The sequence below is a fragment of the Caballeronia hypogeia genome (genome assembly GCF_001544875.2).
Classification (GTDB): domain Bacteria; phylum Pseudomonadota; class Gammaproteobacteria; order Burkholderiales; family Burkholderiaceae; genus Caballeronia; species Caballeronia hypogeia.
The window spans coordinates 16,342-39,046 of sequence record NZ_FCOA02000029.1 but is presented as its reverse complement, the minus strand read 5'-3'; the positions used below and the strand labels follow the sequence as shown (position 1 = coordinate 39,046).

19 protein-coding genes are annotated in these 22,705 nt (G+C 62.2%); 7 read left to right on the top strand and 12 right to left on the bottom strand.

The window, feature by feature from the left end; genetic code table 11:
* Positions 1 to 9: 9 nt before the first annotated feature.
* Positions 10 to 1,386 (bottom strand): MFS transporter, encoded by a 1,377-nt coding sequence (locus AWB79_RS30110; RefSeq protein WP_061171092.1) that lies wholly within the window; start codon positions 1,384 to 1,386, stop codon positions 10 to 12.
* A gap of 589 nt (positions 1,387 to 1,975) precedes the next feature.
* Between AWB79_RS30110 and AWB79_RS30105 the strand changes: the two genes are divergently transcribed.
* From AWB79_RS30105 to AWB79_RS30090, 5 genes are all read left to right on the top strand, one after another.
* Complete coding sequence (locus tag AWB79_RS30105) at positions 1,976 to 2,464, top strand: helix-turn-helix domain-containing protein (RefSeq protein ID WP_061171091.1); 489 nt, start codon at positions 1,976 to 1,978, stop codon at positions 2,462 to 2,464.
* Positions 2,461 to 3,411, top strand: a complete 951-nt coding sequence (locus AWB79_RS30100) for a nucleotidyl transferase AbiEii/AbiGii toxin family protein (RefSeq protein ID WP_063963579.1) — start codon at positions 2,461 to 2,463, stop codon at positions 3,409 to 3,411. Before AWB79_RS30105 ends, AWB79_RS30100 begins: the two co-directional genes overlap by 4 nt.
* A 450-nt stretch (positions 3,412 to 3,861) precedes the next feature.
* Positions 3,862 to 4,329, top strand: coding sequence for a hypothetical protein (locus AWB79_RS30095; protein WP_063963578.1), 468 nt, complete (start codon positions 3,862 to 3,864; stop codon positions 4,327 to 4,329).
* Between the two features lie 286 nt (positions 4,330 to 4,615).
* Positions 4,616 to 5,029, top strand: a complete 414-nt coding sequence (locus AWB79_RS40200; RefSeq protein ID WP_198399126.1) for a hypothetical protein — start codon at positions 4,616 to 4,618, stop codon at positions 5,027 to 5,029.
* 44 nt (positions 5,030 to 5,073) lie between these two features.
* Positions 5,074 to 7,326: a winged helix-turn-helix domain-containing protein gene (locus AWB79_RS30090; protein WP_198399125.1), complete on the top strand. Its 2,253-nt coding sequence runs from the start codon at positions 5,074 to 5,076 to the stop codon at positions 7,324 to 7,326.
* A 51-nt stretch (positions 7,327 to 7,377) separates the two neighbouring features.
* Here the strand turns inward: AWB79_RS30090 and AWB79_RS30085 are convergent, their stop codons facing one another.
* The 9 genes from AWB79_RS30085 to AWB79_RS30045 all read right to left on the bottom strand — a co-directional run bounded on the left by AWB79_RS30085 (position 7,378) and on the right by AWB79_RS30045 (position 18,079).
* Positions 7,378 to 9,060, bottom strand: a complete 1,683-nt coding sequence (locus AWB79_RS30085; protein WP_061171135.1) for an AMP-binding protein — start codon at positions 9,058 to 9,060, stop codon at positions 7,378 to 7,380.
* An 88-nt stretch (positions 9,061 to 9,148) separates the two neighbouring features.
* Positions 9,149 to 10,261 carry a CaiB/BaiF CoA transferase family protein gene (locus AWB79_RS30080; RefSeq protein WP_061171089.1) on the bottom strand — a complete coding sequence of 371 codons (1,113 nt, stop codon included), beginning with the start codon at positions 10,259 to 10,261 and terminating at the stop codon, positions 9,149 to 9,151.
* Positions 10,262 to 10,340: 79 nt separating this feature from the next.
* Positions 10,341 to 11,249 carry an SDR family NAD(P)-dependent oxidoreductase gene (locus AWB79_RS30075; RefSeq protein WP_061171088.1) on the bottom strand — a complete coding sequence of 303 codons (909 nt, stop codon included), beginning with the start codon at positions 11,247 to 11,249 and terminating at the stop codon, positions 10,341 to 10,343.
* A 158-nt stretch (positions 11,250 to 11,407) separates the two neighbouring features.
* Positions 11,408 to 12,604 (bottom strand): acyl-CoA dehydrogenase family protein, encoded by a 1,197-nt coding sequence (locus tag AWB79_RS30070; protein ID WP_061171087.1) that lies wholly within the window; start codon positions 12,602 to 12,604, stop codon positions 11,408 to 11,410.
* 15 nt (positions 12,605 to 12,619) lie between these two features.
* Positions 12,620 to 13,801: a lipid-transfer protein gene (locus AWB79_RS30065; RefSeq protein ID WP_061171086.1), complete on the bottom strand. Its 1,182-nt coding sequence runs from the start codon at positions 13,799 to 13,801 to the stop codon at positions 12,620 to 12,622.
* Between the two features lie 186 nt (positions 13,802 to 13,987).
* The gene (locus tag AWB79_RS30060; RefSeq protein WP_061171085.1) at positions 13,988 to 15,169 is read right to left on the bottom strand and encodes a lipid-transfer protein; all 1,182 of its coding nucleotides are present in this window, start codon (positions 15,167 to 15,169) and stop codon (positions 13,988 to 13,990) included.
* A gap of 30 nt (positions 15,170 to 15,199) precedes the next feature.
* Positions 15,200 to 15,997, bottom strand: coding sequence for an enoyl-CoA hydratase/isomerase family protein (locus tag AWB79_RS30055; protein ID WP_061171084.1), 798 nt, complete (start codon positions 15,995 to 15,997; stop codon positions 15,200 to 15,202).
* 39 nt (positions 15,998 to 16,036) lie between these two features.
* The gene (locus AWB79_RS30050) at positions 16,037 to 17,281 is read right to left on the bottom strand and encodes a thiolase family protein (protein WP_061171083.1); all 1,245 of its coding nucleotides are present in this window, start codon (positions 17,279 to 17,281) and stop codon (positions 16,037 to 16,039) included.
* Between the two features lie 24 nt (positions 17,282 to 17,305).
* Positions 17,306 to 18,079 (bottom strand): enoyl-CoA hydratase/isomerase family protein, encoded by a 774-nt coding sequence (locus AWB79_RS30045; protein ID WP_061171082.1) that lies wholly within the window; start codon positions 18,077 to 18,079, stop codon positions 17,306 to 17,308.
* Positions 18,080 to 18,314: 235 nt separating this feature from the next.
* Here AWB79_RS30045 and AWB79_RS30040 point away from each other — a divergent pair, with 235 nt between their 5' ends.
* Positions 18,315 to 19,109, top strand: a complete 795-nt coding sequence (locus tag AWB79_RS30040) for an enoyl-CoA hydratase/isomerase family protein (protein ID WP_061171081.1) — start codon at positions 18,315 to 18,317, stop codon at positions 19,107 to 19,109.
* A gap of 146 nt (positions 19,110 to 19,255) precedes the next feature.
* Here the strand turns inward: AWB79_RS30040 and AWB79_RS30035 are convergent, their stop codons facing one another.
* Positions 19,256 to 20,047 (bottom strand): SDR family NAD(P)-dependent oxidoreductase, encoded by a 792-nt coding sequence (locus AWB79_RS30035; RefSeq protein WP_232471061.1) that lies wholly within the window; start codon positions 20,045 to 20,047, stop codon positions 19,256 to 19,258.
* Between the two features lie 412 nt (positions 20,048 to 20,459).
* Between AWB79_RS30035 and AWB79_RS30030 the strand changes: the two genes are divergently transcribed.
* On the top strand, positions 20,460 to 21,512 hold the full coding sequence (locus AWB79_RS30030; RefSeq protein ID WP_082862507.1) for a DUF1254 domain-containing protein: 1,053 nt from the start codon (positions 20,460 to 20,462) through the stop codon (positions 21,510 to 21,512).
* 106 nt (positions 21,513 to 21,618) lie between these two features.
* Here AWB79_RS30030 and AWB79_RS30025 read toward each other — a convergent pair whose 3' ends face one another.
* Entirely contained in the window at positions 21,619 to 22,671 is a 1,053-nt protein-coding gene (locus AWB79_RS30025) for a DUF1254 domain-containing protein (protein ID WP_082862506.1), read from the bottom strand.
* Positions 22,672 to 22,705 lie beyond the last annotated feature (34 nt).

Genomic DNA, 22,705 nt, shown 5'->3' with positions numbered 1-22,705 from the left:
ATTTTCAACTCAGAGCGCCTTTGGTGCGCCCTCTCCTTGCATCGCATTGTGGTTACGCGATGCTCGCACTTCGTCGTATCGGTAAAACGACAGGCAGATGACCTGCAGAATCATCAGGACAACGGGTGTTACGTAGAAGAGAGAAGCGACTACCGAAGACGTTTTGTGGGTGAGGTCTGCTGGGTTGTAACCAGCCCAGCCGAGCGCAAATGCGGTCAATGCGGTACCGACCGCCATGCCAACCTTGATCCCGAAGCTGACGCTGGACACGACGAGGCCGTCCGCACGATTATTGAACTTCATCTCGTGAACTTCGACGGCATCCGCCATCATCACGAAAGTCGTGGCCGCTTGAACTCCCGTTACGATGTTGGACAGCACGAAGAGCGCGATAAACACCCCTGCTTGTGCCTGGAAGAACGGCATGGCAAGCGTAAGTAGGATCGAAATCGCGATCGCGGCGATGTTGCCGACTCGTTTGTTGTAGCGCTTGAAGAAGAGACCCGCGGAGAATCCGCCAATTAGAATCGCCACGGAGAGCAACGGCAACAGCACCGAGATCATCCACGGCATCTGAAGCACGTCCTTCGTGAAGTAGGCGACGCTCGATACCAAGACACCCAGCTTGATAAAGATGAGCAGCGCCATAATGAAGACAATGCGCCAGACTCGATTGCTGAACATCTGCGCAATACTCGTCTTGACCGGAACGCGCTGGACCACCTGAGAGGTTTGCGTGCGCTCCCTGCACTTGCGGAAAACGAGCAGATACAGCAAGGCCGAAATCGAGGCCATGATCACGGCGGCCACAGTGAAACCGTGCTGACGGTTGCCAGCGCCGACGTAGCCCACGATGGGCATGGTCAAGCCGTAGACAAAGATCGACGCAAGAGAAGTCCCCATCGAGCGGAAACTCCCGAGCTGGTTTTTCTCGGCTGGATTGCGCGTCATCAAGGGAAGCAGCGCGCTATAGGGGATGTAGAGCAGCGAGTACAGCAAGCCGAGAAGCGTCAGCGTGACGTATGCGTAAGCCAGCTTCCCGACGGGGGAGAGCTCCGGAACGGAAAAGGTCGCGACGCAAAGAATGCCGAACGGAACCGTGGCATAGAGGAGGTAAGGACGCGCTTTCCCGTAACGGCTGGATGTGCGGTCCACGATAATCCCGACCATCGGGTCGAAGATTGCGTCGAGCACTCGCGTCACCAGCATCAAGCCGCCCAGTGCGGCAACGGGCAGCAGCGCTACATCGCTGTAATAGAAGAGGAGAAAGCCCGTCACCATGTTCCAGGCAATGTTCGAAGCGATTTCTCCCGCTCCGTAGCTCAACTTCTCACCCATCGAGAGCGCCTGGGGTTCCGCCGCCGGGCTATTAAGGGACTGTTCCATGGTCCAAGAGCGCGGGTCGTCGCCTTCCCACGCCGTGTCTCCTATTAAGAGTTGTCGGTGTGGATGCAGTCTATGAGGCCGTCAGATGCTGATCAACGAACCACCCAATATCAACATCATCACGGGCGGTGATGACGAGAAGGACTGATTTGGGCTCTTGGGTCGACCAATGGAGTCAGCGAACGCTGCTGCAGGACTGTACGGACGGGCGTCCGGCGCGACCAAATCAACAGCCGCAGGGCCCTGTGGACCATCTTAACTTTACATAAATTAATTTATCGTCTTTTTAGTATGTAGCTAACACAACACCGTGCGCCGACACCGCGCGTGACCTCGTCGCATGATTTATTTTCGATAAATACAAAGTTTGCGCGAATTGGATTGATCAAATCATGCACCGCAGTCCTCGAGTGGCTGAATCAGGTGCTAAATGAAAAGCCTACCGCATGCCGCTTTTTAGCCATGAAGCGGCGCTCAGACATCATACAGCCGCCCTGAGCGCGCTACGTCGGGCTGTACCGACGTGGACGAAAAGCGCAAAATTTTGCGCCTTTTGACGCTTCGGCTTATAATTGGAGCGGAGGCCAACATGGACATTCGCTCACTCGGCAAGACCATCAGCGCACGGCGGCGGTCGCTTGGCTTGACACAAGAGCGTCTGGCGAAAATGGCTGGCCTGTCTCGTCGCACGATCCAGGCGCTGGAAGCTGGCACCTTGCAAGACCTTGGTTTTGAACGGGTCACACGGACCTTGGGGGTGCTCGGGCTGTCGTTTTCCCCGAACGTCGACGCACGAAAGCGCAAGCGCGGCTTATGGATGGCCGCAAAAAACGCCAGCGTAAGCTATCGCGGCGAACTGTCGGCGGAAATGTTGGAACGGGCGCTGGCCACGGCCGAAGTGCCATCGGGCTTCGAGGCACACGTCGGCCACTTTCTTGACGAGTCGCCGCTCGATTACGTGGTAATGGCCGTTGAGGAAGCCGCTCAGATGGAGCACCGCGCGCCGTCCGAGATATGGGCCAATGTCACGCGCCTCGCCCAGCTGCACTCGATCAACCGTAAGGATCTGTGGGCATGACCCAGCCGAAAGAGCTGCCGGCGGGTCTCTGGGAGTCCTTGCTCCCTAAGGCCCTGATGCTTGTCGATGAAATTTCGAAGCACGGTGGCGTGCCCAACCCATTTTTCACGTTTGGTGGGGGCACCGTCCTGATGCTGCGGTACGGACACCGCAACAGCAAGGACATTGATTTTTTCGTGTCCGATCCGCAGGCGCTTGGATACGTGACGCCGCGCCTGAGCGACGTCGCCGACGCCCTCTGCGATTCGCAATACACGGAAGCGGCGAATTTCGTGAAATTGCATTTGGAAGATGGCGAAATCGACTTCGTTGCGTCGCCTAATCTGCTACCTGACGCATATGCCTTCGACACTTGGGAGCTTTTCCAGCGTCCCGTCCGCGTAGAGACTGCTGCGGAAATCATTGCAAAGAAAATGTATCACCGGGGAAATCAAGGAACCGCGCGCGACCTTTTTGATCTGTCGATGGTCGCAGAGCGGGAGTCCGATGCGCTGGAGCTTGCGAGGCCGTACATATACCGTCATCTGGAGGCTTTTGCTGCTGCCCTCGATGCGCCCCCACCCGCAATGAAAGAGCGCTTCGCCGCAATCGAGATGTTGAATTATTCGCCAACATTTGAGCATGCGGTTGAGGTCGTGCGGACATTCTTTGCAGAGTTGCGAGCAGTTCGACAGAGGTCTGTGAACGAGGCCGAGTCATTCGTCTCGGACCGTGGTCTTACATTGCAGCAAATCGATACGACTCGAGGCGAGTACTGCGGCCGAATTATCTACCGCACCGAGCAACACGTGGTACAGGGTATTGGACTCCATGAGGCAGTCGTTCACAATATTGAACAGCTGGGCCGCAACGCTCAATCGGGCGACGAACTGCTCCGGATACGCTACCACAACGGGCAAGCGGCGGTCGTTTCCGTTCAGAAACCGGCCAGGACCACACATCCGTAACTCACCGGAAAGCGCCGGCACGGGCTCGCCTCAAGCAACTCTATAAGTTTATTAGTATGGCTATTCTGTCATCGTTGGAGATGTTCGTTGTGTTCAATGAATAGGAAACCTAAAAGTCTTCCACGTTGTTTGTGCATGACCCCACGTTACGATAGCGTCGACCTACTGCACGCAGCGAAACGAGCGTTTAAGCTAGACGTCGCGACTTTCCTGAGGCGCTCTTTCGAGTGCGTCGGTTCGTGTCAACACTCGCTCCCGCCCCCATTCGATCGCGGCCCGCCCGGCCCCATCGAACTCGCTAGCCTGTACAGAACCGGGCGGGGAGTGCTGAAAAGCGCTGACCGCCAAAGCCTTGGAGCCTCCTTTTTCGACGAGTGCCAAATTGCCATAAACTGCCTATATTTGACTAGGTACGCGCGAACAGCACGAATTGTAAGCAGGAGGCGAATAATGAACATCAACGCACGATCCACGTGGTTCGCGGTACTCGGACTCGCTGCACTATCAGGTGTCGCAATGGCAGGTCAACGCGACGAACTGGTCAATATTCACCTTTCCGCGACGTCGCAAAATGCGGGAAGGGTCGCAGTGGCTACCCTGGTCCCGACCAGTGCCACGACCATGCAAATTGTCCTGTTCGTCAGCGGACTCCCGTCACACGTCGCCCTGCCGGCGCGCCTCTATTCATACATCTACGCAGGCACGTGCGAGCAATTGGGACCCGCACCGGAGTTCGAACTGAATCAGCACGCAAGAGTCGGTGACCTCGTGCCGATGAGGATGTGGAAAAGCGTGCCAGTCCCGATGGCGCAGCTTCGCTCTGGCAACTACGCCGTGGTCCTGAAAACCAGTCCGGTGGACGGTTTTTATAACGTTTTTTGTGGCAACCTTGGCGGCGCTGGCCCCTCCCCGGCCTGACGACGCGGTGAGCCTCGATTTGTCCGCAGAAACGCGAGTCGTGAACGCGCTGTGACAGTAAGCGCCGATCCATTTACGTCTAGCGACCCCTCCGCCTGTTGCTCAAATCCCGAAGCCCCGCCCCTCCCTCTTCGGACGGATTTTCGTGCCCACTGCACTACAGGGTGTCGAGACATCAGAGATTTAGTATGATCGACATCGAGAGCACGCAAGCGACTGATCTCGCGGTTTCGCGCCGGTCCGCGTGACACTGAGCATTCCCTTTACCCCTGTTCTTTAAATCAGCATGCCACCGTCCGCGATTCGTTCCGGGAATCTTTTCGTCGCGACGAAATTCTCGCCGCCGCGTATTAGTACGCGCCACATCCCTCGCACCCATCTACTGGCGCGTCTGCATGAAGGCCAGCATTGCACTGCGACACTTGTTACCGGGAGCGCCGGGTTCGGAAAAACCATCCTGCTTGCGCAATGGCGGCAAAAATTGATGACAGCGGGAATCGACGTGGCGTGGCTATCGCTGAGCCACGACGACGGCCAGTTCTCGAGCTTCCATTCCTACCTGCTTGCTGCTCTGCAGCGCCTCGGCGTCCCTTGCGACGACGGAGGCTTGCTCACGGATGGCAGCACGCAGTCGATGGAAGCAACGGTTGCGGTCGTCACCACGGAGGCGGAGGCGGTCGGCAAGGAGCTTTTCTGCTGATCGACAACTATCATCACGCGGAGTCACCCGCCACGTACCGGCTGATGCAGAAACTGCTGGATCACTGCCCGGCGAACCTGCACCTCGTCATCTCTTCTCGTTCAACGCCGCAACTCGACCTTGGGCGCCTACGCATGCAAGGACAGTTGCTGGAGATCGATTTCAAGGCGCTGCCTTTCACCGTGGATGAGACGCGACACTTCCTTGAACAGAATCTCAGTTCGCCGAAGCTAAATGCCGACGAGGTGCATCTTATACACGATCTGACGGGTGGCTGGCCAGCGAGTCTGCAGCCAATCGCCACGATGCTGCGAATTCATCCCTCGAAGCGCTCCAAGCTGCGGACATTGCTGTGGAAATCAACTGATCTCCAGACTTATCTCGTCGAAGATGTCGTTGCGTATCTGCCCGCTGACTTGATCGAGTTCATGGAGAAGATTTCGGTATTGCGGCGCTTCAATGCCGAACTCGCTGAATATGTCGCAGAAAACCCCCAAGCGTCCGAAATGATCAAGCGTGCCGAGGACGAAAATCTGCTGATCTTCCGTATCGACATCGACGACGAGTTACCCTGGTATCGCTTTCATCCGCTCTTCGGCGAGTTTCTCGCACAGCGGCTGCCGCGACAAGGACACGACAAGGTTGAAGCTATCCACAGGCGTGCGAGCCGATGGTTCGCCGAGCACGACATTCTCGTCGAGGCCTTGCGCCACGCGAATCTCGGCGGAGACCTCGAATATGCGGTCGATGCGATGGAGAAAGCCACTCCCGCGACCTGGAGCATGGACTATATAAGCCCGATGCTGCATCTTCTCGACAGGCTGCCGCAGGAAACGCTGTTCGCCCATCCCAAGCTTTTCTTGTTGGGCTGTCTGACGTACGCATACTCCGGCAGGCCGGACAAGGCGGAACGATGGCTGGAAGAGATCCGTCGGACCGACGCGGTAAAGAATCCCGCCATTTCGTCCAAGCTCACGTTGATGGACGCGAGCGTCGCCATGCACCGCGACGACATGAAGCGAGTAATTGAGTTGCTCGAACCCTTGTACAAGGTGTCGTTCGATAATCGCTCCCTGCACTACCTCAGTCTGGCCGGGCTCGCGGTGGGCTACATGTCCTACGGCCGTTATGACGACGTGCGAAAAATCTATGACGACCACCCGGTCAGGCCCGAGGACCGCGACACCGATATGGCATTGGGGTTCGAGAGCCTTCGCGCGCAGATGTACCTGATGGAAGGCAACGCGCGGGAAGCCGAGCGCATCGGCGCGGATGTCCTGATCCGCGCGGAAACCACCTACGGACGCTTGTCGATCCCCGCCAATGTGTGCGCTGCCACGCTAGGCGACGTGTACTACGAGTTGGACCGTCCGGACGACGCGCTGGAAGTTCTGGCCAATCGCCCTGGCCTCGTGCGTTCGTCGACGCCGGACGTCATGATAAGGGCCTCGCTGACCCGCGCGCAATTGGATGTCTTGCGCGCATCGCCGGAGCTCGCGCTCGCCTTTCTCGAAAAGCAGACCAATCACTTCCACATTCACGGGCTGGATCGCGCGGAAGCGTACATGGTTGCGGAGCAATTGACGATTCTTCTCGCGATGGGCGATCGCTTGCGCGCCGCCGAGCGCGCGTCGAAACTGAAGGCGCTGGGGGCGCAATACCAGCATGCGACGGGGTCGCATGCGGAGATACTCGCCATCGTGGCAATGGCACGCGCACGCCTGGCGCTGGTCGATTGCAACCCCACGGACGCGCTCGATGCCTTGTCCAAAGTGCGTGATTTCGCAGAGAAATACGGCCGTGGCCGGATCCTGGTCAGAACGGCCCTGCTTTGCGCCGTTGCGCACGACGGCCTGGGCCAGGATGAAGACGTCCGACACTGCCTCGCGCAAGCGCTGCAAACCGCCGCCACACTCGGTCTGGTGCGCACGATCCTCGACGAATGGGAAGATGTTGGTGAGCTGCTTGAGCGCTTCCGGGATGAACTCGACCTGCAGCCAGCGGCTAAGCAGTATCTCGTCGACCTATTCGCCAGAGCGGTGCCCGAAAGTCCGCCGCCGGAACCCGTGCCGGCGGACCGGGACGGTCCCGAGGTACAGCGCGCTATCCTGACGCCCCGCGAACTGGAAATCATGGGGCTGATGGCGCAGGCAATGTCAAACAAGCGGATTGCGCTGACGCTCAACATTACCTTCGGGACAGTGAAATGGAACGTCAAGAACATCCTGGACAAGCTGGAGGTGTCGAGCCGCTACGCCGCGATCGCCGTCGCGCGCCAGCGAGGGTTTCTCAAGTAACGCGCGACGCGCTGGCGGTCGGCCGCAGCCGGCGCTTCCGGCCGGCCAGGCTTATTCCACGATGACCGTCTGTCCGCGAGCCGACCACTGCTGCATCTTGTTTTCGTAGCGGTCTTCGATCAAGCTGCGACGAATCTTCAGGCTCGGCGTCAGCAGGCCATTTTCCGTGGTCCATGCATCGTTCACGACTACCACGAAGGCGAGCTTTTCATGGCCCTCCAGCGTGGTGTTCGCGTCGTTGAGCACGGCCTGCAACTCGGCCTCGAGGACACTGCGACTGCCGGCATCCCGCATCTCGCTTCTCGCATCCGCGCCGAGCATCAGGAGAGCGAACGGTTGCGGAAAACCGTGTCCGGTCACACAGACGGCTTCGATCTTCGGATGGCCAAGCTTGTTCTCAATGGGCGCGGGCGCGACGTACTTGCCCTTGCTCGTCTTGAAGATCTCCTTGACGCGGCCGATGATCTTCAGGCGTCCGATCTCGTCCAGCTCGCCACGGTCCCCGGTTTTGAAGAACCCGTCTTCCGTAAAGCTCTCGGCAGTCAGCGCGGGCTGATTGTAGTAGCCCATCATCATCGTGGTCGCCTTGACCAGCACTTCGCCGTTCTCGCCAATGCGGCATTCCACGCCCGGCATTGCTTGGCCTGAATAGCCGGGACGCACGAGGCCCGGCCTGCTGTAGTGCGAGTACGACAGATTCTCCGTCATGCCGTACACATCCAGCAGTTCGAGCCCCAGCGCGCGATACCAGTTGGTGATTTCGAACGGCAACGGCGCTGAGCCTGTGAAAGCGATGCGCGCAGCATCGAGGCCGAGCATGCCCAGTAGCCGCTTCTTCAGCGCTTCGGCCTCGGACGACCGTTCGTGGATCAGCGCCTGTTGCTCGGCCGGCACTCTTGAGCAAATGCTCTGGTAGAACTTGGTCCACAGGCGCGGCATTGAGATGAATGCCGTGGGGCGGGCCCGCAGCAGGTCTTGTGCAAAGCTCGCCAGGCTGTCGTTGAAGAAAACGTGAAAGCCGTGGCACAGCGCGTTGCACTCGATGAAGCAACGCTCGGCCGTATGCGCGAGCGGCAAGTACGAGAGCACACGGTCCTCCGTGGTAAATCTACAGAACTCACCCGAGCGGCTTGCATATTCGAACATGCCAGCGAAGCTGTGCATCACGCCCTTGGGCCGACCCGTGCTGCCCGATGTGTAAATGATGGTCGCCATGTCGGCGGGAGCGGGCAGATGCACATCGCGCAGCGGCTCGTGCAAAGCGGCGATCTGATCCCATGTCTGCATGCCGGGCGCTTGCGGTGACATCGGCATGTAGATGATCGGCGCACCCGCCGGTACGACCTCGCGGATCTCGTTCCACGAATCTGTCTTGCCATCGAGCTTACCGGCGAAGATCACACGGACGTCGCAGTGGTCGAACACGTATTTCGCCGTGTCGGCGTTGGCGGTCGGATAGAGCGGCACCGAAACATGGCCCGCCAGCCAGATGGCGACATCCGCGAGCATCCAGTGCGCGCTGTTCTTGCCGACGATGCCGATGGAGCTGCCCCGCGGCAATTGCAGCGATTGCAGGTAGGCGGCCGCGCGGCGCGCCTGGTCACCGGCGTCGCGCCACGTATAGTCGACCACCCGCCCGTCCGGCATCGATTCGGTCAGGAAGACCGCATCGGGCTGGGTAAGCTCCCAGTGCAGGAAACGGTGGACCAGGGTGGATGAATTGTTGTCGATCATTGATGTCTCCATTCGTCTTCTTCGCCGGTGCGGCGCGCCGGACGAAGATCGTCCGTTGCGGCCTGCTGCCGGGTACGGTTGCGGCGGATCACTCGCGGCACCAGTCCTGCAATACCGTCTCGGTATGTTGGCCACGTTGTGGAATGCTGCGGGGTCTGCCTGTCGGCGTAGCGGAGAATCGTGGCGCGGGGTTGGCTTGCAGAATACCATCGACCGTGCTGTACACGCCGCGCGCGGCCATGTGCGGATGGGCCGCCGCCTCGTCCGGATTCAGTACCGGCGCGAAGCATGCGTCGGTGCCTTCCAGCAACGCGCACCACGCGTCGCGGGTTCGCGTGGCGAAGAGCACCGCGAAGCGCTCGTGCAGTTCCGGCCAGCGCACCGGATCGTAGGCCGCGGCATGAAGCGGGTCGTCTGTCAGGCCCAGCTTTTCCAGCAGCAGCTTGTTGAAACGCGGCTCGACTGCGGCGATCGAAAGGAACTTGCCGTCGGCGCAGCGGTAAGTGCGATACCAGTGCGGACCGTCCAGCAGGCTGCGTCCGCGCTCGTTGACGAACTGACCGGTCGACTTCAGGCTCAGAATCAGGTTCAGCATGTGGGCGCTGCCGTCGACGATCGCGGCGTCGACCACCTGGCCCTTGCCGGTCGCCCGCGCGCTCATGATGCCCGCCAGCAAGCCGACCGCCAGATACATCGAGCCGCCCCCGATATCGCCGACGAGGCTCGGCGGCGACATCGGCGCTTCGCCGGGCTGGCCTGACCACCACAAGGCACCCGATAGGGCAACGTAGTTCAGATCGTGACCCGCCGCTTGCGACAGCGGACCGTGCTGGCCCCAACCGGTCATCCGGCCGTACACGAGTTTCGGATTGCGCGCGAGGCACACATCCGGTCCCAGCCCGAGCCGCTCCATCACGCCCGGGCGCATGCCTTCGATCAGCGCGTCGCAGTTCTCCACGAGTTTGAGGACGGTTTCGACACCCTCCTGCGTCTTGAGATCGACCGCAATCGAGCGCTTGCCCCGGTTCTGGATCGCATGCTTGCCGAGGTCGAGGTCTTCCCGACCCATCTGCTTCTTGTCGACGACGACGACGTCGGCGCCCATGTCCGCCAGCAGCATGCCGCAGATCGGCGCCGGACCCATTCCCGCAATTTCCAGGACGCGCAGTCCCTGCAGCGGACCGCTCCCATTCCAAGTCATTTCCTAACCTCCAGAGCGGACGCCACCTCAGGAGGTGGCGTCTTGAACACGTACTCGACAGATAAGTGAACCGCCAGCGTCAGCCGCGTGCGGCCTGCATCCTCGTCACGTAGGCATGCACCTGCTGGCCGGCATCCTCGCGGAAGGCCGCCGTGCTCCAGTCGCTGATCTGCGCGAAGCGCGCCTCCACGGCTTCAGGCGTCAGCTCCGACACTGGGATCGCCACCGGCGCCGTGTCCACCATGCGCATCGTCGAGAACACCCCGCCGCTCGCACCGAGCACCACCCGGTTCGGCGCGTTCTCGCTGACGAGGTATAGCGCACCCGGCGTCACCGTTTCAGGACCGGTCGCCTCGAGCAGGTGCGCCGGGAAAACGTCTTCCGTCATGCGTGTGGCCGCCATTGGCGCGAGCGTGTTCACGCGGATGTCGTTCTTCGTGCCCTCGATGCCAAGCATGTTCATCAGCCCCACCAGCCCGACCTTCGCCGAGCCGTAGTTGGCCTGGCCGAAGTTGCCGAACAAGCCCGCCGCCGACGTCGTCATCAGTACGCGGCCGTAGTTCTGCTCGCGCATGATTTCCCACACCGCCTTGGTGCAATACGCCGAGCCCATCAGGTGCACGTCGACCACCGCGCGGAAGTCCGCCATCTCCATCTTCGAGAAGCTCTTGTCGCGCAGAATGCCCGCGTTGTTGATCAGGATATCGATGCGGCCGAATTCGGCCTTGGCCTGCGCGACCATCGCTGTCACCTGCTCGAAGTCGGCAACGTTGGCGCCGTTGGCGATGGCCTCGCCACCGGCGTGACGGATCTCCTCGACGACGGCAAGGGCGGCATCGGACGAGCCGCCCTTGCCGTCGCGGCTGCCGCCGAAGTCGTTGATCACCAGCTTCGCGCCGCGTCTGGCCAGTTCCAGCGCGTGCATGCGCCCCAGGCCGTTGCCGGCTCCCGTCACAATGGCCACTCGGCCGTCAAAGCGAATCGTCATGGTCTGCCTCCAAGCAGAAAGTAAAAGTTCAGGCAAACAGCCGAAGGATGGCCCGGCTAGGCATGCGGACCTATCCGGGCCGTCCGATCTAGCGCAGCACGCTGTCTCGCAGCAGCAACTACTCCGGGCTCAGTGTGAAATCGCTATCCGTCCGCTGCCTAGAGTTGGAAAAGGAGCTTGGCGATGATGCCGCGCTGCACTTCGCTGGTACCGCCATAGATGGTCGATGCGCGGCGGAAGAACATGTCGTTGGCGATGCCCCGCGCCGTGTCCTGCAGCGGATAGGGCTCGTCCGGTGCTGGATCGTGCGGATGCGCATACGCCACCGCGCCGTAGTCACCGAGCGCCTCGACCTGCGCTTCGGTGATGCGCTGCTGCAATTCCGTACCGCGGATCTTGAGCATCGAGCCCAAGGTCAGCGAGTCCGGGTGGTGCTCCATCTCCAGCTTGGCCACGCGTTGGACCATCATGCCGATCGCCTGCAACTCGGCGTCCAAACGTGTCAGTTTCAGTGCGAATTCCGGCCGCTCGATGAGCCGTTGCCCGCCGATGCGCTGCGCGGCGCCGAACTGGAGCAGTTCGCGCATGTAGCGCTTGAGCGCCGGCAGTTCCGCCGCGGTGGAGTGCTCGTTATTGAGCAGGAACTTGGTGATGCGCCAGCCGGCGCCCTCCTCCCCGACCAGGTTGCCGACGGGCACGCGCACGTCGTTGAAGAACGTCTCGTTCAGGTGATGGCAGTCATCGATACTGCGGATCGGCCGCACGGTGATGCCGGGCGTTTTCATGTCCACCAGCAGGAAGCTAATGCCAGCCTGCTTCTTGCCCTCGGTGCTAGTGCGCACCAGCAGAAAGATCCAGTCGGACTCGTGTGCATAGCTGGTCCAGATCTTCTGGCCGTTGACGACGTAATGGTCGCCGTCGCGCGTGGCACGTGTCTTCAGCGAAGCGAGGTCGGAGCCGGAGCCCGGCTCGGAAAAGCCCTGGCACCAGAGTCGCTCACCCTGCACGATCGCCGGCATGTGCTCGGCCTTCTGCTCGGACGTAGCGAACGCGTTCAGCACCGGGCCCAGCAGCTTGTGCACGAAACCGTCCTGGGTCGGGGTGCCGGCCGCCACGCACTCCTCATCGAACACCAGTTGCTCCGGCAGCGACCAGCCATTGCCGCCATGCTCGGCCGCCCAGTACGGCGCACCCCAGCCGTGCTCATGCAGGAGCTTCTGGAAGCGCAGGACCTGGTGTCGCGGCGAGCGGGTGCTGCGCGGCAGCCCCTTGAGGTCCGCCGGAACGTGCTGCTCGAGGAAATGCCGGATTTCCTGGCGAAACGATGCCAGGCCGGGATCAGGTTGAAAATCCATTCGAGATGCTCTCCGTCAGTCCTTGCGGTACATGGTGACGACCGCTGCCCCGCCGATGCCGACGTTGTGCTGCAGGGCGATACGGGCGCCATCGACCTGGCGCTGGTCGGCCCGGCCACGCAATTGCTGCACCAGTTCGGTCGCCTGGGCGAGACCCGTCGCGCCGATCGGGTGACCCTTCGATAGCAGGCCGCCCGACGGATTGACCACGTACTTGCCGCCGTAAGTGTTATCGGCGGCGTCGACGAATTTCTGCGCGCCGCCCTCCGGGCACAGGCCCAGCGCTTCATAGCTCAGCAGTTCGTTCTGCGCGAAGCAGTCGTGCAGTTCGAGGACATCGATGTCCTCGGCGCCGATACCGGCCTCCTCGTACACCTTGTTGGCCGCCGCCCGCGACATGCCGTAGCCGGCGACATGCCGAAGGTCGCCGGACCTGAAGGTCTCCGGACCATCCGTGGCGATGGCCTGGCCAGCGATCCACACGCTCGCATCGAGGCGATGTTTGCGTGCGTAGGATTCGCTGCACAGCACGACAGCGGCCGCGCCGCACGTCGGCGGGCACGCCATCAGGCGCGTCATGACGCCGGGCCACATCATCTGGTCGGCCATGACCTCTTCGGCGGTGACTTCCTTGCGGAACACCGCCATTGGGTTGTTCATCGCATGGCGGCTCGCCTTGGCGCGGATCTTCGCAAAGGTTTCCAGCGGTGTTCCGAAGCGGCGCATATGCTCCAGCCCGGCCGCCCCGAACAGGCGCAGCGCCATCGGCACGCCTTCGGGCACCACGCTGGCGCACTCCTGCAGGAACGGGTCGAGCGGAGCCGGACGGTCGTTGTAGAGACCGCCCAGCGCACCCGGATTCATTTGTTCGAAGCCGAAGGCCAGCACGATGTCCACTCTGCCGCTAGCGATGGCCTGATTGGCCAGGAACAGCGCCGATGACCCGCTCGCGCAGTTGTTGTGGACGTTGACGACCGGAATCCCGGTCATGCCGATGTCGTAGAGCACGCGCTGGCCGCAGGTCGAGTCACCGAAGATATAGCTGGCGTAAGCCTGCTGGATCGATTCGTAGCCCACTGCCGCGTCCGCCAGCGCGAGGCGCACGGCCTGTGCGCCCATGACCGTATACGGTTCGCTCTGGCCTGGTTTCTTGAACGGAATCATGCCGACCCCGGCAACAACGACCTTCTCGGTCATCTCTTTCTCCTTGGTTTAGACCACTCACGGGCAGGCGTCCCGACGACGTCCGCTGGCGCGCTGCGGCGCAACGGCGCGGCTTGCCGCGTGAAGTACGCATCAACGATATCCGTCGACCGTCCCGGGGCGCACCTCCCGAAATGGAGACAGGGAAGGGGTTCGCGTCAGCGCCTGCCTGAGCGCTCGTCAGATCCGATACATCGTGACGACCGCCGCGCCGCCGATGCCGACGTTGTGCTGGAGCGCAATGCGGGCGCCTTCGACCTGGCGTTTGTCCGCCCGGCCGCGCAATTGCTGCACGAGTTCCGTGCACTGCGCGAGGCCCGTCGCGCCGATCGGGTGCCCCTTCGACAGCAGGCCGCCCGACGGATTGACCACGTACTTGCCGCCGTAGGTGTTGTCGCCGTCGTCGACGAATTTCTGCGCCCCGCCTTCCGGGCACAGACCCAGCGCTTCGTAGCTGAGCAGTTCGTTCTGCGCGAAGCAGTCGTGCAGCTCGACCACATCGACTTCCTCGGCGCCGATGCCGGTCTGCTCATACACCTTGTTCGCCGCCGCGCGGGACATGCTGAAGCCGGCGAGGTCGCGCAGATCGTTCGAGGCGAACACCTCGGGGCCGTCCGTCGTCAGCGTCTGACCGGCGATCCAGACGCGAGCGTCGAGGCTATGCTTCTTCGCATAGGCTTCGCTGCACAACACGACCGCCGCTGCGCCGCAGGTCGGCGGACAGGCCATCAGTCGCGTCATCACGCCCGGCCACATCACCTTGTCGGCCATCACGTCCTCGGTGGTCAGCACGTTGCGGAACACCGACATCGGGTTGTTGAACGCATGACGGCTCGCCTTGGCGCGGATCTTCGCAAAGGTCTCCAGCGGCGTGCCGAAGCGGCGCATGTGCTCGAGCCCGCCGCCACCGAAAGTCTGTAGCGCCTGCGGCACGTCGACCGAGCCGAGCAGTTCGTTGAGCTTCTCGCTGAAGCGCTCGACGGGATTCGGCTTGTCGGCGAAATTGGAGCCGAGCGCGCCCGGGTTCATCTGCTCGAAGCCAACCGCCAGCACGATATCCACTTCGCCGCTCGCGATGGCCTGGCGCGCCATGTACAACGCCGTCGATCCGCTCGAGCAGTTGTTGTTGACGTTGATGATGGGGATGCCCGTCATGCCGACGTCGTACAGCACGCGCTGGCCGCAGATCGAATCGCCATAGATATAGCTGGCGAACGCCTGCTGGATCGATTCGTAGCCCACGCCAGCGTCCGCCAGCGCGAGGCGCGCCGCCTCGGCGCCCATCACCGGGTAGGGATCACTCTGCCCTGGCTTCTTGAAGGGGACCATGCCGACCCCCGCAACCACGACCTTCTGTGTCATGTCTTGTTTCCTTGGAAAGTTGAATGTATGTCAGAAAAGACGCTCGGCGCCCGGATAGATCGGCGCTTCTTTCGCGAAGAAGCGCCGCATCGCTTCGGCGCTGAAACTGCTGGACGTACACATACCTTGCAGCGTCGCCTCCATCTGGAGCATCGCTTCCCGGTCGGTCTCGTAGGCGCGGTTCATGATCCGCTTGGCCGCGCCCAGCACGTGAGTCGGCGCATCGTCGAAGCGCTGCGCCATCTCGATGGCGATATCGCGCAGTCGCTCGGCCGGCACCACTGCTTGAACCAGGCCTAGCGCCAGCGCCTCGTCGGCCGAAATGTCGCGTGCGGTGAACACGATCTCCTTGGCGCGAGCCACGCCGACCAGTCGCGGCAACGTGTACATGAGCCCGAGATCCGGACCGAAGCCGATGCGCGCGAAGTTGGCGACCAGTTTCACGTTCGGGCCGGCGATCACGAAGTCCGCCGCCAGCGCGAGCGAGAAGCCCGCGCCCACCGCGAAACCGTCGACCGCAGAGATCACCGGCTTCTCCAGATCCATCAGCGCCGTGTACCAGCGCTGGTGGTTGACCAGCACGTCACGGCCGATGAAGCCTTTGTCGCCCTCTTCGTCACCGCCCGCCAGGTCCGCGCCCGAGCAGAAGTGACCGCCCGCGCCCGTCAGCACGACCGAGCGGATCTCGCGGTCGGTCTGCACCGTCCGGATGGCGGCGATCAGCAGATCCCGGGCAGAACTGTCCAGCGCATTGCGGCGGTGTGGCCGGTTCAGCGTGATGACGGCCGTCTTGCCGATGCGCTCGAAAATGACCGCGTCTTCGCTCATGCGACTCCTCCTGTTCTGTGTTTCTTGCGACTATTTTTTTCAGGCGCGGGCAAAGATGCCGACGTGCTCGGTCGACTCCTCGACCCGCCACAGTCCGCCGCCATTGCCCTGCAGTGCGATGCGCGCGCCTTCGACCTGGCGCTTTCCGCAGTTGCCGCGCAACTGTTCCACCAGTTCGAAGATCTGGCCCAGGCCAGTGGCACCGATCGGGTGGCCCTTCGACTCGAGGCCGCCCGACGGGTTGATCGGCAGCCGGCCGCCCAGCGTGGTCTCGCCCCGCTCGGCCATTTCGCCGCTCGCGCCCGGCTCGCACAGCCCCAGCGCCTCCACCGCCAGCAGTTCGCCGATCGCGGTGGCGTCATGGATCTCGGCCACGTCGACGTCTTCCGGTGAAATACCAGCCTGCTCGTAGGCCGCCTTACCGGCCTGGAGCGTGCAGCCGTTGTCGAAATCAGTGGCGGCGCGAGCCGAGGCCGAGCGCACCACGCTCGCCAGCACCTTGATCGCGCGCTGGCGATCGAAGCCGTACTTTTTCAGTGCGGATTCCGTGCAGACGATGGCGGCGGCGGCGCCGTCGGAGATCGGCGAGCACATCGGCAGCGTGATCGGATAGGTGATGGGCGGCGCCGCGAGAATTTCCTCGATGCTCATCGCGTTGCGGTATTGCGAGCGCTCGTTATGCACCGAGTGGCCGTGGTTCTTCGACGACACGGCTGCCAACTGGCGCTGCGTGATGCCGAAGCGCTCCATCAGTCCGCCTCGGCCGATCGCCGCATACACGTCCATGAACGGGCTGTACGGCTTGTCCGACTGCGAGCCCGGCGGCGGCACGATGCCCTTGCCCATCTCCGCGAGGTAGTTTTTGTTCTCCTCGAATGTCTCGATGTCCCAAGCCGACTCGAAGGCCGAGAACATTTTGGCTTTGTCCTTCGAGAACATCTTCTCGGCGCCCACGGCAATGGCGATATCTGCCGCCCCGGCTCGCAGCTGGTTCACCGCGAGGTTGAACGCGTGGCTCGATGAAGCGCATGCGCCTTCGATATTGAAGATAGGAATACTGTCGAAACCGAGCGGCAGCAGCGCCACTTGACCACGGATCATGTGCTGCCCGTCGAAGTGGCCCTGCGTGCAGTTGCCATAGAAGGCCGCCTGCACCCACTTGCGCTCACAACCGGCGTCCGCCAGGGCGTCTTCCACGGCCGAGGCGGTCAGTTGCTTGATGGTTTTGTCGGCGTGGCGGCCAAACGGCGTCATGCCGACGCCGACGATGTAGATGTTTTCCATGATGTTCTCGATCCAGTATTGGGCTCAATAGCCCTTGAATTCCGGCGTACGCTTCTCGGCGAAAGCGCGCAGGCCCTCGGCGATGTCATACGAGCGTTGGTGATTGCGCAGTTCCAGCAGTTCGTGGCGCAAAGCGTCGGCCAGCGGCTTGTCGGCGGTCTCGTCGGCCACCTTCTTCATCTTGCGCAGCACCAGCGGGCTCTTCGTCGCGAGCTTGTCGCCGATGGCCTGCACACGCGCCACCAGTTCACCGTCGGCCACGACCTCGACGACCAGGCCGTACTGCTTCATGTCGCCGGCCGGCAGCGATTCGCCGGTGAACAGCAGGTACTTGGCCACGTTCAGCGGAATCTTTCGCCCCAGAACGGCCGCGCCGCCGCCGCCGGGGAACACGCCGAAGTTCGAGTGGGCATCGCCAAAGCGCGCGCTCTGCGCAGCGATCACGAAGTCGCAGGCCAGCACCGTCTCCAGGCCGCCGGCCACCGCGAGGCCGTTGACAGCGGCGATTGTGGGCTTCGGAAAGGCGCGTAGCGTGTCGAAGAACGCGACGAGCGTGTCCAGAAGGTCTGGCTCGCCGGGACCGGGAGTACCGCTTGCCTTCAGGTCGGCGCCCGCGCAGAAGGCGAGGCCGGTGGCAGTCACGGCGACCACCCGCACCTGGTCGTCCTGCTGCCAGTTACGCAATTGCGCGGTCATGGCCAAAGCCATGTCCTTGCTGATGGCGTTGCGGGCCTGTGGCCGCATCAGGGTGATCCAACCGACCTGGCCTTTCACCTCAAAGGACACAGATTCACTCATGTCTTCTCCTCAATAGATTCCATACGGCGTTCTTGCCTGCTCGTCACGATATGCATCGCGGCGCTTGCGTTCACCTCCCCTTGCGGACGCAATGCGCTTCCTGTTTGCTCTGGATGCCGGCCTACGCCTCACTGGCGGCCTCGGCCCTGTCTACTAGGGAGGGGACGTTCCAACATGCAGCTGGCTATCGTTCGATGAGCCAATCTGGCCCATCACCCGTCATCACGGAGACAACATGGACTTCAGCGCATACCAGCACATCACCTTCACCCGGCGCGGCCGCGTCCTCGAAATCACCCTGAACCGCCCGGAGCAGTTGAATGCCGTCAACGGCGGGCTGCATGCCGAGTTGGCCCGGGTGTTCATCGACGCGAATAACGATCCCGAGTCGGAAGTCATCGTGCTGTCCGGCGCAGGGCGTGCCTTCTCGGCTGGGGGGGACCTGGAGGCTGTCAAGGCTGGCTTCGACGACCCCGCTGCGTTTCGCGTCACGGCGCGCGAAGGTAAGCAGATCGTCTTTGCCCAGCTCGACTGCGAGAAGCCGATCATCGCCAAGGTCAACGGTCCGGCGATCGGCCTCGGCTGCAGCATCGCGTTGTTCTGCGACGTGATCTTCGCTGCCGACACCGCGAAGTTCGCCGATCCGCACGTCAATGTCGGCCTCGTGGCCGGCGATGGGGGCGCCATCATCTGGCCGCAGCTGATCGGTTACGCCCGCGCCAAGGAATATCTGCTGACCGGCGATCCGATCCCTGCCATCGAAGCCGCCCGCATCGGCCTGATCAACCATGCCGTGCCGGCCGCCGAGCTGGACGAGTGCGTCAATCAGTTCGCCGACCGTCTCGCCAATGGCGCGAGCAACGCGATCCGCTGGACCAAGGTGTCGACCAACATCGGCCTCAAGCAGCTCGCGCACGCTGTCATGGATACCTGCATGTCGTACGAGTGGCTGGCGAGCAAGACAGAAGACCATCGGGAGGCGATCACCGCCATCCTCGAAAAGCGCAAGCCGGAGTTCACTGGCAAGTAAGCGGTGCGGCGACGGACGGTCCGCACGCTGCCGGCCGACCGCGCGTAGGCTTCCCTTCGGCGGTCCCGGCAACCCATCGAAGGGTTAAAGTCAGAGAGGAGCGCACGCCTGCGGCGAAGCCGGAAACGTGCGCCCTACGCCCGCCCTCAAGCCGTCAGGCCGCCATCGATCATGTAGTGCGCGCCCGCGACGAATGACGCCTTGTCGGAGCACAGCCACATCACCAGTTCCGCCGCCTCTTCCGGCTCGCCCGGCCGGCGCAGGATGGACGCCGCCAGCAACGCATCCGCGGTTCCCGGCGGTGACGCCGTGGCCAACTCCTCTGCCATCGCCGTCTTCACGACGCCCGGGCAGATCGCGTTGATGCGGATACCGTACCTGCCGTACTCCCTCGCCGCCGATCGGGTCAGACCAATGACGCCATGCTTTGACGCCGCGTACGCCGAACTGAAGGGAGCACCGCGCACGCCGGCGACGGAAGCGGTATTGACGATCGAGCCGCCGTGCTCTTTCATCGCGCGCAGCTCATGCACCATGCAGTGGAAGACCCCGTTCAGGTTGACGTCGATGATCCGGTGCCAGTGCGCGAAGCCTTGATCCTCCGTCTTGGAAACCCGGCCCGGCATGCCGGCGTTGTTGAAGGCGATGTCCAGCCTGCCGAAGCGCTCGACAGCGGCTTTCACCATCGCCGCGCAATCCTCTTCGCGGCTCACGTCCACGTGCTGGAACATCGCCTCGCCGCCTTCCCGTTCGATCTCGGCGACCACCGCCCGGGCCGCCTCCTCCGCCCTGTCGGCGACTACCACCCGTGCGCCGGCTCGCGCGAACAACAGTGCAGTGGCGCGGCCAATTCCCGCCGCGCCGCCCGTAACGATCGCAACCCTGCCCTGCAAGTCAGACATTTCTTCCTCCCTGTAACTGAACGTTCCCGCGCTCATGCCTGTTCCGATAGCAGCGTTCGTAACCGGCGACGCCCTGGCACGCCTGCCCGATATGGCAGCGGTTGCGCCGGCTCCACGACAACTCGAGGAGCGACGTACTCATCACCAGGCCGAACGCGGCAAAGGTCCCAGTCGCGCGGCAACTGCGGCCGGGTCATCGCACCCTGGCACTCCAACAATAGGGGCCCGCACCACCCGCCTCACCTCTATCTTTGGGAGGGCACACCGAGCCGATCGTGCAGCCGCCGGTGCCCCCGGGAAGGCTGGTGCGTTCGGACGCCCTCCCGCCCGGGGAGGGGCGCGCTGTAGATCGACGTGCTTATCCTTGTTGCATCCCATTTCCCTGTGGACGGGTGAGCCTGACAAGCCGCCGATACCCTGTTGTCAACATGTGATCAGAGAAGAAACCATGAAACCGTGCTTTCGCACTTTCCGCGTCGCCTTGCTGGTGGCGGTTGCTGGCGCAGCCCTTCCCACGGTAGCGGAGACCACGCCGGCGGAACCACAAGCGACCCCGCTGACGGTAACGGTCGACAACTTCGCGCGCGCGGAGTCCGACATGTACTTTTCTACGGTCGTGAAACAAGGCGGCTTCGGCAAGTTGCGTCACTATCGCGACCTGATGCCGATCGACCGGCAATCGGTCGTGCGAGCCAATCGCGATACCGTCTACTCGACGGGAGTTTTCGACCTGAACGCTGGCCCCGTGACGATTACCCTGCCGGATGCGGGCACGCGGTTCCGCTCGGTGACGGCGATCAATGAAGATCACTTCACGATGATGGTGGCCTATGGAAAAGGACCCTATACATTGACGCGCAAACAGATCGGTACGCGCTACGTGATGATTGGCGTTCGCACGCTGGTCGATGCGCGCGATCCGGCGGACCTGCGGGCGCTTCATGCCCTGCAGGATGGCATTGCGTTGCAGCAAGCCGCGCCTGGAAGCTTCAAGGTTCCGGACTGGGACAAGACCAGCCAGAAACGCGTTCGCGACGCGCTCGCCACGCTGGGTGACACGCTTTCGGACTTGAACGATGCCTTCGGCATGCCGGGGAAGATCTCACCCATTCACCACTTGATCGGCACCGCCATCGCGTGGGGCGGTAATCCAGAAAAGGACGCCATGTATCTCAACGTGAAGCCGCGCCGCAACGACGGCGCCACGGTGTATCGCCTGCGGGTGGGCGACGTGCCGGTGGACGGCTTCTGGTCGATCAGCGTCTACAACGATAAGGGCTACTTCGAGCCGAACGCTCAGGGCGCATATACGTTGAACAACGTGGCGGCGAAGAAGGATGCCGACGGCATGGTATCGGTGCAATTCGGCGGCTGTGATGGACAGCGGGCGAACTGCCTGCCCGTCACCCCCGGCTGGAACTACATGGTCCGACTGTATCGGCCTCGTGTGCAGGTGCTTGACGGCAGCTGGAAGTTTCCGGAGGCCGAAGCCGTTCAATGAACTGGTGCGCACCCCATGGCGTCATAGTGGCTCGTTCGTCAGATTCTTTCTGCTGAACCAGAATGCGCGCAGCGGCGACGCCAGAGAGCAGGTTACCTGGCGTCTCTCAGTTCGCCGGCTCCGCTTCCGGGAAGGTCCACTTATCATCCAGGATCTCCGCGCGCGGCCGATAGAGCCGCACCATGTAGTTCCATCCTTTCGTGATCGGCAGACAGTTCGGTATCCCGGCATCGCAGCCGCCGAACCGGATGGTGATCGCGCCGTCCGCGTCCTTTCTGGCCGTGATGTCGTTTACGGTGTATGCATCGTATGCATTCTTTTCGTAGTAACCCTCGGCGTTATAGACACTGATCGACCAGAAGCCGTCGACAGGAACGTCCTTGACCTTCAGCGTGTAGCGCGTGCCGCCGTCGTTCTTTGCTGGAACGACGTTGAGATAGACTGCATCGCGGGGCGCGTTAGCCCCCCATGCCGAAGCGGCGCCGATCAGATATTGGACCGGATCGACTTCCTTTTTTGTTCCAAAGGCGCGTCGTGTGTCGGTGACCGTGCTCGCGAGAACGAGGAGCGCTTCGCGCACCTTTTTCTCGCTTTTCTTGTCCCAGTTCGGAATCTCGAACTTTCCAGGTCCGCCCGGCTGCGAAACCTTGATTGCGTCCTGTAACGCATGGGCGCGCTTGAGATCGCCTGGGTCGTGCGGATCGACCAGCGTGCGAACGCCGACCATCACGTACCGCGTACCGATTGTCGCTTTGTCCAGTGTGTGGGCGCCGGCTCCATATTCGGTCGTCGTGTATTGATCCTCGCTAATCACCTGTAGCGACATGAACCGCGGTCCGGCATCCGGCAAAGTAACGGTGACCGGGCCAGCGTCGAGATCAAAGACGCGCGTCGAATACAACGTGTCGCGGTTGCCCCGGATGACGGTCTGATGATCGATGGGAAGAAGGCCGCGGTTATGATGCCAGCCCCCGAATCCGCCGTCGGTCACGGAGTTATTAAAGTAGAGATCGGTTTCGGCCCGCACGAAGTTGTCCACGGTCACTGCGGCCGGGGCGCCCAGCGGTTCTTCGGTCGTGGCCCACGCGATCGACGACAGAGCGGTACTTGCAATCGTCAACCCGACGATGCAGCGGGAGATTCGCAAGCGAGGCTTCATGGTGTGCCCTCGTCGGTTTTGTCTATCAGGGCGC

Coding starts and splice junctions, on each gene's coding strand:
- AWB79_RS40200 (WP_198399126.1), top strand. CDS start 4,616: ATGCCACCGTCCGCGATTCGTTCCGGGAATCTTTTCGTCGCGACGAAA.
- AWB79_RS30080 (WP_061171089.1), bottom strand. CDS start 10,261: ATGACTTGGAATGGGAGCGGTCCGCTGCAGGGACTGCGCGTCCTGGAA.
- AWB79_RS30075 (WP_061171088.1), bottom strand. CDS start 11,249: ATGACGATTCGCTTTGACGGCCGAGTGGCCATTGTGACGGGAGCCGGC.
- AWB79_RS30085 (WP_061171135.1), bottom strand. CDS start 9,060: ATGATCGACAACAATTCATCCACCCTGGTCCACCGTTTCCTGCACTGG.
- AWB79_RS30030 (WP_082862507.1), top strand. CDS start 20,460: ATGAAACCGTGCTTTCGCACTTTCCGCGTCGCCTTGCTGGTGGCGGTT.
- AWB79_RS30110 (WP_061171092.1), bottom strand. CDS start 1,386: ATGGAACAGTCCCTTAATAGCCCGGCGGCGGAACCCCAGGCGCTCTCG.
- AWB79_RS30045 (WP_061171082.1), bottom strand. CDS start 18,079: ATGAGTGAATCTGTGTCCTTTGAGGTGAAAGGCCAGGTCGGTTGGATC.
- AWB79_RS30035 (WP_232471061.1), bottom strand. CDS start 20,047: ATGAGCGCGGGAACGTTCAGTTACAGGGAGGAAGAAATGTCTGACTTG.
- AWB79_RS30050 (WP_061171083.1), bottom strand. CDS start 17,281: ATGGAAAACATCTACATCGTCGGCGTCGGCATGACGCCGTTTGGCCGC.
- AWB79_RS30040 (WP_061171081.1), top strand. CDS start 18,315: ATGGACTTCAGCGCATACCAGCACATCACCTTCACCCGGCGCGGCCGC.
- AWB79_RS30095 (WP_063963578.1), top strand. CDS start 3,862: ATGAACATCAACGCACGATCCACGTGGTTCGCGGTACTCGGACTCGCT.
- AWB79_RS30070 (WP_061171087.1), bottom strand. CDS start 12,604: ATGGATTTTCAACCTGATCCCGGCCTGGCATCGTTTCGCCAGGAAATC.
- AWB79_RS30060 (WP_061171085.1), bottom strand. CDS start 15,169: ATGACACAGAAGGTCGTGGTTGCGGGGGTCGGCATGGTCCCCTTCAAG.
- AWB79_RS30065 (WP_061171086.1), bottom strand. CDS start 13,801: ATGACCGAGAAGGTCGTTGTTGCCGGGGTCGGCATGATTCCGTTCAAG.
- AWB79_RS30105 (WP_061171091.1), top strand. CDS start 1,976: ATGGACATTCGCTCACTCGGCAAGACCATCAGCGCACGGCGGCGGTCG.
- AWB79_RS30100 (WP_063963579.1), top strand. CDS start 2,461: ATGACCCAGCCGAAAGAGCTGCCGGCGGGTCTCTGGGAGTCCTTGCTC.
- AWB79_RS30055 (WP_061171084.1), bottom strand. CDS start 15,997: ATGAGCGAAGACGCGGTCATTTTCGAGCGCATCGGCAAGACGGCCGTC.
- AWB79_RS30025 (WP_082862506.1), bottom strand. CDS start 22,671: ATGAAGCCTCGCTTGCGAATCTCCCGCTGCATCGTCGGGTTGACGATT.
- AWB79_RS30090 (WP_198399125.1), top strand. CDS start 5,074: ATGCAGAAACTGCTGGATCACTGCCCGGCGAACCTGCACCTCGTCATC.